Below are 14,035 nucleotides of genomic sequence, written 5' to 3' on the forward strand. Positions count from 1 at the left end.
CCCGCCCGCCCCGCCCCCCCCCCCGCGAGGGGGCGGCACGGCGGGCGTCGTCGTGCGGTCCGCCGTCCGGGAGGCCCCCAGCGCGCCGCTGGACGGCCCCCGGGCGGGGCGGGTGTCAGTGGCCTCCGCGCGTGCCCGCGGAGGCTCCAGGGACGGTCAGGAGTCCTCCAGGCGGAAGCCCACCTTCATGCCCACCTGGTAGTGCGCGATGTCGCCGCCGTCGAGATGGCCGCGGATCTCGGTGACCTCGAACCAGTCCAGGTGGCGCAGGGTCTGCGAGGCCCGCTGGAGGCCGTTGCGAATGGCCTGGTCAAGGCTCTCCCCCGACGTGCCGACTATCTCAGTGACCCGATACGTTCGATCCGTCATCTCCCCATCCTCCTTACTCGAAGGCCATGATCGCATGTCCCTCTCCGCCGCCCGGCCGCGCCGTCGCGCCCTGCCCGTACGAGGTCTACCGTGGAAGGTATGAAGGGGTGGCGCAAGAAGCAGGACGTTCACCAGGTCACGGACGCCAGACCTTCGCTGACGGCCGACATCCGCAAGCGCGAGGTCGCCTACCTGATCAAGATGGGCATCCGGACGATCTGCCTGATCCTGGCGGTCGTGCTGCCGTTGCCGTGGCCGTTCCGGCTGGTGTTCATCGCCGGGGCCGTGTTTTTGCCATACATTGCGGTAATCGGGGCCAATGAGCGGAGCGAGGGCGCCCCGCCACCTGCCTTTCAGTCTCCCGAGGCTAACCAAACCGAGATACCGCTGCATCGACGCGAGATCGGGTCGTGACTAAGTCTTGACGCATCCCATGGGTTGTAGGTGTACGCTTTAGGCAAGCGCTCCGGTCCCCCGTCGGAGTGCTGGTGCCGGCGTTCCGGGCCCCCGTCGGAACGCCGATGAAGCGACGCCGGGTGGTTTGCCCCCGTAACCACCCGGCGTCGCCCTTTTCCTGGCCAGCCCTTTGCATTGGACGATCAGTCCCCGCGCCGGCCGGAGTCCGATAGGACCGCTTTCCCGAAATCGTTTACACCGCCCTCCTCCTCGTATTTCACAGGAAATCTTGAGGAAGGGGACGGCTTGACTTCAAGAGTTCGTTCGAGTGTCAGCCGTCAGTCAGCGTCTCGGTGGTGGCCCGCTCCCAGTTCTTCGCCAATGTGATCAGTTTGGCCACGGCGTCCTCAGGGGCGGTTCCCGCCCCCTGGGCCAGCCCGAGCAGGTAGGCGGTGAGCGGCGCGGCGGGCCTGGCCACCCCGTGGGCGACCTCCTTGGTCAGGTCGAGGACCAGGTCGCGGTCAACCCGGGCCGGGTCGACGCCCAGTTCCCCGCACACCAGCGCGGTCCACTCGGTGAGTACGTTCATGCGAGCCTCCTTCAGGTCGTCCATCGTGTCGCAGTCGAACCACGGCCGGCCGGGCGAGGCCAGCCGCGTTCCGGTCAGGGGGCCCAGCAGGCCCTTGAGCGAGCGCCCGGCGTAGGCGTCGAGGGACGCCCGCAGCTCCGGCACCGGCCAGGCGCCGACGAGCCACTGCTCGCGGCCCTCGTCGTCGACCATGACCGCCCCGGCGCCCGGACGGGCCGCCGCCAGCAGCTCCCGCACGTGCGCCGCCGTCAGGAACGGCAGATCGCCGGCGAGCAGGACCAGCCACGGCGCGTCGACCTCACGCAGCCCGGCGGCCAGCGCGGGGACGGGCCCGCCGCCCGGCGGGTCCTCCCGGGTGAAGAGCACCCCGGGCAGGTCACGGCGGGGGCCCACGACGACCGTGCGGCGCGCCCCGGACGCCGCCGCGACCACCCGCTCGACCAGCGGACGGCCGCCGACGGCCAGGCCGGGTTTGTCCGCGCCGCCCAGGCGGCGGGCCGCTCCCCCGGCCAGGATCACCGCGTCGAAGGGGTCGACGGGCACGCTAGCCGCCGATGGCCGACATCGGCCTGGACGGCTGGAGGAAGGACGGGTCGTCGATGCCGTGCCCGGCGCGCTTGCGCGAGACCGCGGCGATCCAGCGGGCGGCCAGGTCGTCGTCGGAGGCGCCCGCGCGCATGGCGCTCTTGAGGTCGGACTCCTCGGTGGCGAACAGGCAGTTGCGCACCTGGCCGTCGGCGGTGAGCCGGACCCGGTCGCAGGCCCCGCAGAACGGGCGCGTCACCGAGCCGATCACCCCGACCCTGGCCGGGCCGCCGTCGACCAGGAACCGCTCGGCCGGGGCGCTGCCGCGCTGCTCCAGGTCGTCGGGCGCCAGGTCGAAGGCGGACGAGAGGCGTTCGAGGATCTCGTCGGCGGTGATCATGCCCTCGCGGGTCCAGCCGTGCTGGGCGTCGAGCGGCATCTGCTCGATGAAGCGCAGCTCGTAGCCCTGGTCCAGGCAGAAGCGCAGCAGCGGCACGGCCTCGTGGTCGTTGACCCCGCGCATGAGGACCGCGTTGACCTTCACCGGGCGCAGGCCCGCCGCGTCGGCGGCGGCCAGCCCCTCGATGACGTCGGCGTGCCGGTCGCGGTGGGCCAGCCGCTTGAACGTGGCCGGGTCGAGGGTGTCGAGCGAGACGTTGACCCGGTCGAGGCCGGCCCGCGCCAGCGGCTCGGCCACCCGGGCCAGGCCGATGCCGTTGGTGGTCAGCAGCACCTGGGGGCGCGGTTCGAGGGCGGTGGTGCGGGTGACGATGTCGACCAGCTCGCGCCGCAGCAGCGGCTCGCCGCCGGTGTAGCGCACCTCGGTGATGCCCAGGCGCTCGACGCCGACGCGCACCAGCCGGACGATCTCGTCGGCCGTCAGCAGCTGCGCCGTGGGCAGCCAGTCGAGCCCTTCGGGCGGCATGCAGTACGTGCAGCGCAGGTTGCACTTGTCCGTGAGGGACACCCGCAGATCCGTGGCCACCCGTCCGAACGAGTCTCGCAACATGGGGCGTCACCTCCTGTCCGTTTTCGCCAGAGAGCCAGAGAGCCAGAGTACGACGGGTGTCGCGCGACCCTCAAAACCGCCTCGCCCTCGCGGCAACGCGCCGCGCTCGTGATCGATTCCGCCGGGTCGCGGCGGATCGTCAGGAGGTGGGCAGGGCGTGGTCGGCGTACCAGGACTCGCGGGCGTCGATGAGCTCCGACAGGTGTGTCCTCGACCACTCGCAGCAGGCCGCCATGGGGGCCAGCAGGCTGCGGCCGAGGGGGGTGAGCGCGTACTCGACGCGGGGCGGGATCTCGGCGTAGGGCGTGCGGGTGAGCAGGCCGTCGCGTTCCATCGCGCGCAGGGACTCGGTGAGGACCTTCGGGGTGATGCCGCGCAGCGGCACCTGGAGCTCGGTGAAGCGCCTCGGGCCCTGCTCCAGGCAGTGGATGATCTTGGCGGTCCACTTGTCGCCGACCCGGAAGGGGGGGACGTGGACGCATTCGGCGAACATGTCGGGGTCAAGGGGTTCGGCCATGGCGTCCATGGTAGGCGGCGGAGGGTCACTATCGTTGCGGGAAGGGACCACCGGGCGTCTACCGTCTGCCGGGCGCGGCCGGGTGTGCCGGCCGCTGAACGGAGTGCTGGACGATGAGCAGGATCGTGGTTTTCGGCGGTGGCGGGCGGGCCGGCGCGCGGGTGGTCGCCCAGGCCCTGGAGCGGGGGCACGAGGTGACGGCGGTGGTGCGCGACCCGGCCCGGTACGCGGGGCCCTCCGGCGACGGCGTCCGTGTGGTCGCGGGTGACGTGACCGACCCGGGGAGCGTGGCGGCGGTCTCGGCGGGGCACGACGTGGCGGTGCAGGCGGGCGCCCGGATGGACGTGCCGTCGGCGGAGTTCTACACGGCGGCGGCACGGGCGCTGACCGCCGGGCTGGCGAAGGCGGGCGTGCCCCGGCTGGTGGCGCTGGGCATCGGCACCCTGCTGGAGGTCGCGCCGGGGACGCGGCTGGTGGACACGCCGGGCTTCCCCGAGGACGCCCGGACGTTCTCGCTCGGGCACGCCGCCGAGCTGGAGGTGCTGCGCGCGGAGGGCGGGGCGCTGGACTGGGTGATGATCGCGCCGCCGCCGGTGGTGCTCGACGACCTGGCGGAGCGCAGCGGGCGTCACCGGTTCGGCGGGGAGCAGGTCATGGCCGCCGAGGAGGGCGGTCCCGCGTTCTCCTACGCCGATCTGGCCGCGGCGGTGGTGGACGAGATCGAGCAGCCGCGGCACCACCGGGTCCAGGTCGCCGTCGGTTACTGAGACGTCCGAGGCCGGACATGCCGGAAGCCCGGCCGCACGCGGCCGGGCTTCCGCCGGGTGCTGCTAGTGGCGGCGGCCGCCGTAGACCTTCACCCAGTCCTTGCCCTCGGAGGGGGCCAGGTATCGGGAACCCTCGAAGACGGCACGCCAGGTGCCCGAGGTGTAGGCCCGCTCGGTGGTGTGGAAGTAGCCGTCGCGGCTGGTCCGCACCGACTCGACGTAGTCCCATCCGCTGCTGCCGTCGGCCTGGAAGAGGATCGTGACCCGCTTCGACGCCAGACGGTGCCAGCGCTCGCTGTCCTTGCAGTAGTCGGCGTGGTGGACCGAGACGAAACCGCTGATGTAGTCCTCGTCGCAGGACACGGACAGCTTGCCCTCGATGTCGATGGCCTTGCCGCGCCGAACCGGGTCCGGGCTGACGTCGAGCTGGAGGCTCGTGCGCCCGCCGGCGAAGTCGGGATCGGGGTCCGTGTCCGCCAGGGCGGGCGCGGCGGCGGTGGCCACCAGGGTGGCGCCCACGGCGGCCGCGGCCAGTCCGGCGGCTAGACGTCGCATCATCAAAACAAATCCTTCCCCGTCTGGACGCGCCTCAGGGACGAAGCACGTCAACGCCTAATGACGCGTAAGGGTAAAGAAAAGTTGCGAAACGACAGATCACAATCAGATAACGACAAATACCCTGGCGGCTTTTTGTGCGTGTTTTATCGCCTTAACTGGCGATTTGTCGGGGTTTTGTGGTGTATGCGGCGTAGTGGGAGTTTCCGGGGAAGTGGATCCGCCACACGCCGCCCCTCCTGGACGGGACGGTCTGCACGAACGCCCCGGCCGCGTCGGTCGTCGTCTCCCCCGCGTCCTCCCAGGCGGGCGAGCCCTCCCCGCGCCACTGGAGCCGCAGCCGCTGCTTGGCGTACGGCCCGAAGTCGGTGAAGCCGCGCGGGTCGATCCGGGTCAGCGAGCCGCGCAGCCGTACGCCGCCGGCGGCCTTCGGCGACCTCTCCACCCGGACGGACGACAGCCTGGTCGCCCTTCTGAGCTCGAAGGAGGCGTATTCGGTGACGGTGGCGCCGTCCGCGTCGCGGGCGGTGGCGCTGATCGTCCAGGTGCCGGTCGGGTAGAAGCGGTTCAGTTTCTTGTCCGGCAGGAAGCGCCAGGTCTGCCAGTCGCCCGCCATCCGGGCCGGAGGGACCTCCCCCTGCCGCCAGACCAGCCTGGGCGGCAACGCGTTCGTGACCGGGGCCTTCTGCAGGTCGAGCCTGGGATCGGCGACGAGCGCCAGGGGCATCTGGGCCAGCGGCGCTCCGGCCGGGCCGCCGGAGGGCGCGTCCTCGGGCACGATTCCCGGCCTGGCGTCAGGGGAGGCGGGGGGCTCCGAAGGCGTGTCGGGCCCGGAGGGCGTGGAGGGCGCCGGGAGGGCGGGTTCCGAGGCGGGCGGGAGGCCGGACGGGTCCGGCTGGGGAGGCTTGGCCGACAGCAGCGGGCCGGGAGGCACGCCGGGCTCGACCTTGACGGTGACGCCGTTCTTGCCGCGCGCGCCCCGGGCGATCACGTCGATCACCAGGCTCACGGAGTCGTGGGCGCCCACGACCGGTTCCGCGGGCCGTACGGTGATGGCGCGGATGGCGAGCTCGGTCGCGGCGGGATACGCGGGCACGGGCGCCGTGAGCGATCCCGCCGCGAGCGAGACGAGAAGGAGGCTTCTGGTCATGAGCGAGACGCTAGGAAGCGCCCGGTCATGACCAGGACCGCGACACACACCCCTTATGGCAAAGCCACCGGGGCGAGGGGTCAGCGCGCCTCGCCGTAGAGGGACTCGATGACGTCGGCGTACTTGGCGTGGATGACGCGGCGCTTCAGCTTCAGGCTCGGGGTGAGCTCCTCGGTCTCGGCCGTCCACTCGGTGCCGAGCAGGGCCCACCGTTTGACCTGCTGCACCCTGGCCAGCTTGGCGTTGGCGGCCTCGACGGCGGCCGAGACCTCCTTCAGGACGTCGGGATGCTCGGCCAGCTCGGCCAGTGAGGCGAAGCCTATGCCGCGGGAGCTCGCCCAGCCGGGCGCGGTCTCGCCGTCGAGGGTCAGCACGGCCACCGGGTGCGGGCGGTTGTCGCCGTAGGCGAGGGCCTGGCCGATGAGCAGGTGCTCCTTGAGGTGGTTCTCGATCTCGGCGGGTGAGACGTTCTCGCCGCCCGCGGTGATGATGAGCTCCTTCTTGCGGTCGACGACGCGGTAGAAGCCGTCGTCGTCGACCGTGCCGATGTCGCCGGTGTGCAGCCAGCCGTCGGCGTCGATCAGCTCGGCGGTGGCCTCGGGGCGGTTGAGGTAGGCGCCGGTGTTGAGCGGGCTGCGGGTGAGGATCTCGCCGTCCTCGGCGATGCGGACCTCGACGCCGGGCTCGGCCCTGCCGACGGTGCCCAGGCGGTAGCAGGAGGGGCTGTTGCCGGTGAAGGCGCCGGTGGTCTCGGTCATGCCGTAGACGTCGATGACCTTGAGCCCGAGGCCGGCGTAGAAGTGCTGGACCTCGGCGGGCAGGGGCGCGGCGCCGGTGGCGGTCCATTCGGCGCGGTCGAAGCCGATCATGCCGCGGACGACCGACAGCAGGGACGCGTCCGCCTGGTCGTAGGCGGCCTGGATCTCGGGGGTGATCGTGCCGCCGTACTGGCCGGCCTCGACGTAGGCGGCGCCGGCGGCCATGGCCTGGCGTACGGCGGCCTGCTGCTCCTCCGGCTGGGTGGCGAGCACGGCGAGCAGCCGGGCCATCATCTTCTCCCACACGCGCGGCACCCCGAAGAACATCATCGGCCTGACCTGGCCGAGCGTGGCGCCCAGGCCCGCCAGGTCGGTGCAGAAGTGCACGTGCGACATCTTGACCAGCGGGAGGTAGAGGCTGAGGATGCGCTCGGCGATGTGGGCGTAGGTGAGGTAGGAGATCTGGGTGCCGTGCGTCGGCAGCGTGGTGATGCGGTCGGTGGCGGCGACCTCGTAGAAGACGTTGGTGTGGGTGAGCGGCACGCCCTTGGGCATGCCGGTGGTGCCCGAGGTGTACAGGACGGTGACGACGTCGCCTTCGGTCACCTCGCGGGCGCGGGCCTCGACGGCGTCCTCGTCCTCGGCCAGGCGGGCGCGGCCCAGGTCGAGGAAGTCGGCCCAGGACAGGAAACGCTCGTCGCCGGCGGGGGCGCCGTCGAGCATGATGATCCGGCGCAGGCCGTCGAGCCGGTCGAGCACGGGCTGCCAGCGGGCCAGCTCGGCCGGGCCGCCCAGGACGGCGAAGCGGGCGCCCACGTCGCCGGCCACGAACGCGATCTGGTCGGGCGCGAACGTCGAGTAGACCGTGCAGCCGACGCCGCCCGCGTGCACGGCGCCGAGGTCGGCGAGCACGTGCTCGCTGCGGTTGACCATCATGATCGCGACGGCCTCGCCGCGTTCCAAGCCGAGGGCGGCGAAGGCGGCCGCGATCTCCAGGATGCGCCGCCGGGCCTGCCCGTAGGTCAAGGTGGACCAGCCGTCCCCGTCGGGGTCGGAGTACGCGGGCGCGTCAGGGTGCTGGGCGGCCACCTGCCTGAGCTGTTCGCAGACTGTGCGACCGGCGATCTCCCGCTCGATCGAGGCCCGTACGTCGAGGACTTCGGCCATGGCACCCGCCTCCAGTCAGTAATCACTTGCACAGGTGGCATGCATCGCACCACACCCTCTGGGCAGCGGCAAGACCCAGCCGCGAAACGGCCGGCTCGTTCACGTAGAGTGATCGATCAGGTGCCGTACGTGTCTTGGGGGGGCGCGCATGAGCAAGGGCGGAAGGACCTTCTTCGGGCATCCGTGGGGGCTGGCGACACTGTTCTCCACCGAGATGTGGGAGCGCTTCAGCTGGTACGGCCTGCGGGCGATCCTGGCCACGTTCATGGCGGCCTCGCCGGCCCATCGGGGCCTGGGCATGTCCCAGGAGACCGCGCAGGCGGTGGTCGGCGTCTACGGCGCGCTGATCTACCTGGTGGCGCTGCCCGGCGGCTGGATCGCCGACCGCATCCTGGGGGCACGCCGGTCGGTGTTCTGGGGCGGGTTCGTCATCATGCTGGGCCACATCAGCATGGCGATCCCGGTGACGACGTCGTTCTTCGTCTGGCTCGGGCTGCTGCTCATCATCAGCGGCACCGGCCTGCTCAAGCCGAACATCTCGGTCATGGTCGGCCGCCTGTACGGCGAGGACGAGGACGGCCGCAGAGACGCCGGCTTCTCCCTGTTCTACCTGGGCATCAACCTGGGCGCCTTCTTCGCGCCGCTCGTCGTCGGCTGGCTGGCCGACGGCGACCGCTGGCACCTGGGTTTCGGCGCCGCCGCGGTCGGCATGGCCCTCGGCCTCCTCCAGTACGTCTGGGGCGGCCGCAACCTGCGCGGCATCGGCGAGCGTCCCGGCGTCCGGCTGACGCCGCCCGAGCGCCGCCGCTTCGGCCGGCTGGCCGGGGTGGGCGCGGCCGCGACGGCCGTCGCGCTCGGCGTGTGGGCGGCCACCGGCACGCTCACGATCGACCGTCTGGCGCTGGCGATCACGATCGTCATCCTGATCGTGCCGATCGTCTACTTCGCCTACATCCTGATGGGCAGCCACAACCTCACCGACGAGGAACGCGGCCGGATGAAGGCCTACATCTGGCTGTTCGTCGCGGCGGCGATCTTCTGGATGATCTACGACCTGGCGCCGAGCAAGCTGCTGTTCTTCGCCGCCGACCACACCCGGCTGGAGCTGTTCGGGGTGCCGATCCAGGCGGCCACGACGCAGTCGTTCAACCCGCTGTTCATCATGATCTTCGTGCCGGTGTTCGCGGCGTTGTGGGTGAAGCTCGGGGTGCGCGTGAGCACGCCGCAGAAGTTCGCGTTCGCGCTGGTCATGGTGGGGCTGAGCTTCGTGGTGATGGCGCTGGCCGCCTCGCTGGCGACCGGCGGGCGGGTGTCGGTGTGGTGGCTGGTGCTGGTCTACCTGATCCAGGTGTTCGGCGAGCTGTCGCTGAGCCCGGTCGGGCTGTCGGTGACGACGAAGCTGGCGCCCGAGGCGTTCAAGGGGCAGATGCTCGGGGTCTGGTTCATCGCGGTGTCGGTGGGCGACGCGGTGGGCGGGCAGACCGGGCGGCTCAGCCGCTACCTGTCCGATCCGATGTACTACCTGGTCCTGGCGATCATGGCGATCGCGGCCGGGGTGGCGCTGTTCCTGTTCACGCGGAAGCTGCGGGTGCTCATGGCCGAGCACTACCATGCGGCGGCCATGCCGCCGATCCGGTAAAAACATCCAACGTGTCTCAAATTCTCGACCTTGTCGGTATTTTTGTCTTCGCCTTGACCGGTGCGCTCATGGGTGTGCGCAAGCGGCTCGACGTGGTCGGGATGGGCGTCCTGGCCGAGATGACCGCGCTCGGCGGCGGACTGGTCCGCGACCTCATTCTCAACGTGCGTCCGGCCGCCTTCCAGAGCCTGGGTTACGTGCTGGTGCCGGTGGCCGCCACGGTGATCGTCTTCTTCTGGCATCCGCACGTGGCCCGCGTGATGCCCGTCATCCTCGTGCTCGACGCGGCCGGTCTGGGCCTGTTCGCGGCCGTCGGCACCGAGAAGGCCCTGGAGTACGGCCTCAGCCCCCTGCACGCGGCCATCCTCGGCGTCACGACGGCCGTCGGCGGCGGCGTGATCCGCGACGTGCTGGCCGGCGAGATCCCCACGCTGCTGTACGACCGCCAGCTCTACGCGGTGCCCGCCCTGCTGGGCTCGGCCGTGATGGCGGGCCTGTCGTCGGCGGGGATGCACGGCTGGCCGGCCACGCTGGCCGCCGCGCTGCTGGCCTTCGGCCTGCGCATCACCGCGATGCGCCGCAACTGGCGGGCGCCCTTGGCCAAGGGCGCCGAGGAGCACTCCTAACCCTCCTCACACAGCCCCTCACACCATCGGCACGAGCGAGTCGGGGTGGCGGCGGGCGCTCGTGGGGCCTTCGGCGCGGGCGCGGGCGATGCGGGCGACGGCATCGGCGACGGTCTCGGGCGGCAGGGTGAACGGCAGGCGCAGGTAGCCCTCCAGGGTGCCTTCCAGGCCGAACCAGGAGCCCGGGGCCAGGCGCACGCCGTGGGAGGCGGCGGCGTCGGCGAGCGTGCTGGAGGTGTCGCCGTTGAGGCGCACCCACAGCGTGCCGCCGCCGCGCGGCGGCGTGTACGTCCAGTCCGGCAGGTGCCGGGCCAGCGCGCCGACCAGCGCCTCGCGTGAGGCGCGCAGGCCGCGGCGGCGTTCGGCGCGGGTCTGCGCCAGCCGTTCGAACAGGCGGGCGGTGACCAGTTGCTCCATCACCGGGCTGGAGATGTCGACGGCCGCGCGGTGCCGGGCCAGCCGGCGGGCCAGGGCGGCCGTGGTGCGGATCCAGCCGATGCGCAGGCCGCCCCACCACAGCTTGGACGCCGACCCGATGCTGATCACGCGGCTGTCGGTGTCGAAGGCGGCCATCGGCGAGGTGTGCGGCACCTCGTCCAGGGCCAGTTCGCTCCAGGTCTCGTCCACCACCAGGATGACGTCGTTGCGCCGGGCCGCCCCGGCGACGGCGGCGCGGGTGGCGTCGTCCATGAGGGCACCGGTGGGGTTGTGGAAGTCGGGCATGAGGTAGGCCAGGCGGACGGCCGACTGCCGCATCGCGGCGGCCATGAGGTCGGGCTGCCAGCCCTCGTGCGAGATGCCGAAGGGCACGATCCGCGCGCCGTACTGGCGGGCCACGTCGATGGCGTGCGGGTAGGTCGGCGACTCGACCAGGACGGGGTCGCCGGGGCCGATCAGCAGGCCGGCCACGAGCGAGATGGCGTGCTGGGAGCCGGTGGTGACGACGATCTGGTCGGGCCGGGTGGCCAGGCCGCGCTCGGTGTAGCGGGCGGCGATGCGCTCGCGCAGGAGCGGCAGGCCCATGGGGTCGTAGCCGTTGCCCATGCCGTACCTGGGCAGGTCGTCCAGGGCCTCGGCCATGGCCTCGCGCAGCGTGGACGGCGCCGACGGGGCGGCGCAGTGGAGCTGGATCAGGCCGTCGTCGCCGGTGCTGAGCCAGGGGTTCTCACGGGTGGTGGCCGGGTCGGGCAGGGTGGTCCAGCTTCCCGAGCCCTGCCTGCTGTCCAGGTAGCCGCGCTCGCGCAGCAGGTCGTAGGCGGAGGTGACGGTCGTGCGGCTGACGCCGAGGGTCTCGGCCAGGTGGCGTTCGGCGGGCATGCGGACGCGTACGGGGATCTGGCCGTCCATGATGAGCGCGCGCACGCCGTCGGCCAGGGCGCGGTAGTACGGGCGGGCGGCCGGATCGACGTCGACCAGCCGGGCCACCTGCGCTGCCGACAAATGCCTCATAAGGCCACTTTCCAGGATTGGCCCTGTTTTGGCAACCATTGGCCTGCCACTATGAGGCCATCATGAGCGAAGCAACCGTCCCCCGCCTGAGTTCCCTCCCCGCCCGGCTCCTGCGCCTCTACGGCGGCCTGGCCCTGTACGGCGCCGGCATCGGCCTCCAGGTGGAGTCCGGCCTCGGCAACGATCCCTGGGACGTCTTCCACCAGGGCCTGGCCCTCAGGCTGGACGTGTCCATCGGCACGGTCATCATCGGCGTGGGCGCCCTGGTCATGCTGCTGTGGATCCCGCTGCGCCAGCGGCCCGGGCTCGGCACGGTCAGCAACGTGGTGTTCCTCGGCCTGTTCGCCGACGCGGCGATCCTGCTGCTGCCCACGCCGTCCCACCTGGCCGTCCAGGCGCTGTACGTGGCGCTCGGCGTGGTCGCGATCGCGCTGGCCACCGTGCTCTACATCGGGGCCGGCATGGGCCCTGGGCCGCGCGACGGCGTCATGACCGGGCTGATGCGGCTCGGCCTGTCCGTGCGGCTGGCCCGCTTCCTCATCGAGCTCACCGTGCTGGCCGTGGGCTGGCTGCTGGGCGGCAGCGTCGGCGTCGGCACGCTCGTCTTCGCCCTGGCCATCGGTCCGCTGACCCAGCTGTTCACCCGCTGGTTCCCCCTGTCGTGACCCCGCGGCGGGCCCGTCCTGACGCGACAGGCCCGGACCCGGCGCGGGATCACCCGCGCGCGAGTAGCGTCTTCGGCATGCGGATTGAGGACTACGCGCTGATCGGAGACATGCAGTCGGCCGCGCTGGTGGCCAGGGACGGTTCCATCGACTGGCTCTGCCTGCCCAGGTTCGACTCCCCCTCGTGCTTCGCGGCCCTGCTCGGCAGCGAGCGCAACGGCCACTGGTGGCTGGGGCCGTCGGCCCGGCGGCCGGCCACCCGCCGCCGCTACCGGCCCGACACGCTCATCCTGGAGACCGAGTGGGACACCCCGACCGGCACGGTCCGGGTGATCGACTTCATGCCGCCGCGCGACCGGAACCCCGACGTCGTGCGCATCGTCGAGGGCGTCTCGGGCAGCGTCGAGGTCTCCACCCAGCTGCGCGTGCGCTTCGACTACGGGCGCATCGTGCCGTGGGTGCGCCGGACGAACGGCCACCTCCAGGCCGTCGGCGGCCCCGACTCGGTGTGGCTGCACTCCCCCGTGCCGCTCAAGGGCGGCGACTACGCCCACCGGGCGACGTTCACCGTCAACGCGGGCGAGCGGCTGCCGTTCGTGTTCACCTGGCATCCCTCCCACGAGCCGATGCCGCCGCGCATCGACGCCGAGGAGCAGCTCGCCGAGACCGAGGCCATGTGGACCGAGTGGGTGAGCCGGTGCGCCTACCAGGGCCCCTACCGGGAGGCGGTGACGCGGTCGCTGATCACGCTGAAGGGGCTGACGTACGCGCCGACCGGCGGCATCGTGGCCGCGCCCACCACGTCCCTGCCCGAGGACATCGGCGGCGTGCGCAACTGGGACTACCGGTTCTGCTGGCTGCGCGACGCCACGATGACGCTCGACGCGCTGATCAGCTCCGGCTACCTCGACGAGGCCGCCGACTGGCGTTCCTGGCTGCTGCGCACCATCGCCGGCCGCCCCCAGGATCTGCAGATCATGTACGGCGTCGCCGGCGAGCGCCGCCTGCCCGAGCTTCGCCTCGACTGGCTCGACGGCTACGAGGGCTCCCGCCCGGTCCGCATCGGCAACGAGGCCGTCCAGCAGCTCCAGCTCGACGTCTACGGCGAGGTGATGAACTGCCTCTACGTCTCCCGCACCCGCGGCCTGGCCGCCGACGAGCGCGCCTGGTCGATCCAGCGCCAGCTGCTCGACTACGTGGAGGAGCACTGGGACGAGCCCGACGAGGGCCTGTGGGAGGTGCGCGGCCCGCGCCGGCACTTCGTGCACTCCAAGGTGATGTGCTGGGTCGCCCTCGACCGGGCCGTCAAGTACGTCGACAGCTTCGGCCGCACCGGCCCGGTGGAGAAGTGGCGCGCGCTGCGCGACGAGATCCACGCCGAGATCTGCGACAAGGGCTTCGACCCCCACCGCAACACCTTCACCCAGTCGTACGGGTCGTCGGAGCTGGACGCGGCGCTGCTGATGATCCCCGTGGTGGGCTTCCTGCCGCCCGACGACCCCCGCGTGGCGGGCACGGTGGCGGCGATCGAGAAGGAGCTGATGTCCGACGGGTTCGTCCTGCGCTATCCGCTGGCCGCCGACAACGACGTCGACGGCCTGCCCGGCGGCGAGGGCGCGTTCCTGGCGTGCAGCTTCTGGCTGGTGGAGGTCATGGCGATGCAGGGCCGCAAGGAGGAGGCGGAGAAGCTGTTCGAACGCCTGCTGGAGCTGCGCAACGACGTCGGGCTGCTGGCCGAGGAGTACGACCCGCGCTACGGACGCCTGGTGGGCAACTTCCCGCAGGCGTTCAGCCACGTGCCCCTCGTCCACGCCGCCCGCGCGCTGTCGCGGGCCTGACCCGGCGGGAACGGGT

The 14,035-nt window shown here is 71.8% G+C and carries 14 protein-coding genes; 6 read left to right on the top strand and 8 right to left on the bottom strand.

Features of this window, described 5'->3' with window-relative positions:
• Positions 1–156: 156 nt before the first annotated feature.
• Complete coding sequence (locus AB0J97_RS49555; RefSeq protein WP_357710772.1) at positions 157–369, bottom strand: dodecin; 213 nt, start codon at positions 367–369, stop codon at positions 157–159.
• 99 nt (positions 370–468) lie between these two features.
• Here AB0J97_RS49555 and AB0J97_RS49560 point away from each other — a divergent pair, with 99 nt between their 5' ends.
• Positions 469–783 (top strand): DUF3099 domain-containing protein, encoded by a 315-nt coding sequence (locus AB0J97_RS49560; RefSeq protein WP_364103846.1) that lies wholly within the window; start codon positions 469–471, stop codon positions 781–783.
• Positions 784–1,096: 313 nt separating this feature from the next.
• On the opposite strand, the gene AB0J97_RS49565 is transcribed toward AB0J97_RS49560, so the two are convergent.
• The 3 genes from AB0J97_RS49565 to AB0J97_RS49575 form a co-directional block, all read right to left on the bottom strand.
• The gene (locus tag AB0J97_RS49565) at positions 1,097–1,897 is read right to left on the bottom strand and encodes an NTP transferase domain-containing protein (protein ID WP_364103849.1); all 801 of its coding nucleotides are present in this window, start codon (positions 1,895–1,897) and stop codon (positions 1,097–1,099) included.
• Position 1,898: 1 nt separating this feature from the next.
• The gene (gene moaA / locus AB0J97_RS49570; protein ID WP_364103852.1) at positions 1,899–2,888 is read right to left on the bottom strand and encodes a GTP 3',8-cyclase MoaA; all 990 of its coding nucleotides are present in this window, start codon (positions 2,886–2,888) and stop codon (positions 1,899–1,901) included.
• A gap of 139 nt (positions 2,889–3,027) precedes the next feature.
• Complete coding sequence (locus AB0J97_RS49575) at positions 3,028–3,405, bottom strand: helix-turn-helix domain-containing protein (protein ID WP_357710781.1); 378 nt, start codon at positions 3,403–3,405, stop codon at positions 3,028–3,030.
• Between the two features lie 113 nt (positions 3,406–3,518).
• On the opposite strand from AB0J97_RS49575, the gene AB0J97_RS49580 reads away from it, so the two are divergent.
• Positions 3,519–4,172, top strand: a complete 654-nt coding sequence (locus tag AB0J97_RS49580; RefSeq protein ID WP_364103855.1) for an NAD(P)H-binding protein — start codon at positions 3,519–3,521, stop codon at positions 4,170–4,172.
• Between the two features lie 63 nt (positions 4,173–4,235).
• Here AB0J97_RS49580 and AB0J97_RS49585 read toward each other — a convergent pair whose 3' ends face one another.
• The 3 genes from AB0J97_RS49585 to AB0J97_RS49595 form a co-directional block, all read right to left on the bottom strand.
• A complete protein-coding gene (locus AB0J97_RS49585) occupies positions 4,236–4,730 on the bottom strand; it encodes a hypothetical protein (RefSeq protein WP_357710572.1) in 495 nt (164 codons plus the stop codon).
• Between the two features lie 151 nt (positions 4,731–4,881).
• A complete protein-coding gene (locus tag AB0J97_RS49590) occupies positions 4,882–5,877 on the bottom strand; it encodes a hypothetical protein (protein ID WP_364103858.1) in 996 nt (331 codons plus the stop codon).
• An 80-nt stretch (positions 5,878–5,957) separates the two neighbouring features.
• On the bottom strand, positions 5,958–7,802 hold the full coding sequence (locus AB0J97_RS49595) for an AMP-dependent synthetase/ligase (protein ID WP_357710568.1): 1,845 nt from the start codon (positions 7,800–7,802) through the stop codon (positions 5,958–5,960).
• Between the two features lie 148 nt (positions 7,803–7,950).
• Between AB0J97_RS49595 and AB0J97_RS49600 the strand changes: the two genes are divergently transcribed.
• Positions 7,951–9,441 carry an oligopeptide:H+ symporter gene (locus AB0J97_RS49600; RefSeq protein WP_364103861.1) on the top strand — a complete coding sequence of 497 codons (1,491 nt, stop codon included), beginning with the start codon at positions 7,951–7,953 and terminating at the stop codon, positions 9,439–9,441.
• Positions 9,442–9,452: 11 nt separating this feature from the next.
• Complete coding sequence (locus AB0J97_RS49605; protein ID WP_364103864.1) at positions 9,453–10,067, top strand: trimeric intracellular cation channel family protein; 615 nt, start codon at positions 9,453–9,455, stop codon at positions 10,065–10,067.
• 18 nt (positions 10,068–10,085) lie between these two features.
• On the opposite strand, the gene AB0J97_RS49610 is transcribed toward AB0J97_RS49605, so the two are convergent.
• Entirely contained in the window at positions 10,086–11,516 is a 1,431-nt protein-coding gene (locus AB0J97_RS49610; RefSeq protein WP_364103867.1) for a PLP-dependent aminotransferase family protein, read from the bottom strand.
• A gap of 62 nt (positions 11,517–11,578) precedes the next feature.
• On the opposite strand from AB0J97_RS49610, the gene AB0J97_RS49615 reads away from it, so the two are divergent.
• Both AB0J97_RS49615 and AB0J97_RS49620 read left to right on the top strand, forming a co-directional pair.
• Positions 11,579–12,181 (top strand): hypothetical protein, encoded by a 603-nt coding sequence (locus AB0J97_RS49615; RefSeq protein ID WP_357710559.1) that lies wholly within the window; start codon positions 11,579–11,581, stop codon positions 12,179–12,181.
• 77 nt (positions 12,182–12,258) lie between these two features.
• The gene (locus AB0J97_RS49620; RefSeq protein WP_357710557.1) at positions 12,259–14,019 is read left to right on the top strand and encodes a glycoside hydrolase family 15 protein; all 1,761 of its coding nucleotides are present in this window, start codon (positions 12,259–12,261) and stop codon (positions 14,017–14,019) included.
• Positions 14,020–14,035: the final 16 nt, after the last annotated feature.

This window comes from Nonomuraea sp. NPDC049607 (assembly GCF_040675375.1).
Taxonomy (GTDB): Bacteria; Actinomycetota; Actinomycetes; order Streptosporangiales; family Streptosporangiaceae; genus Nonomuraea.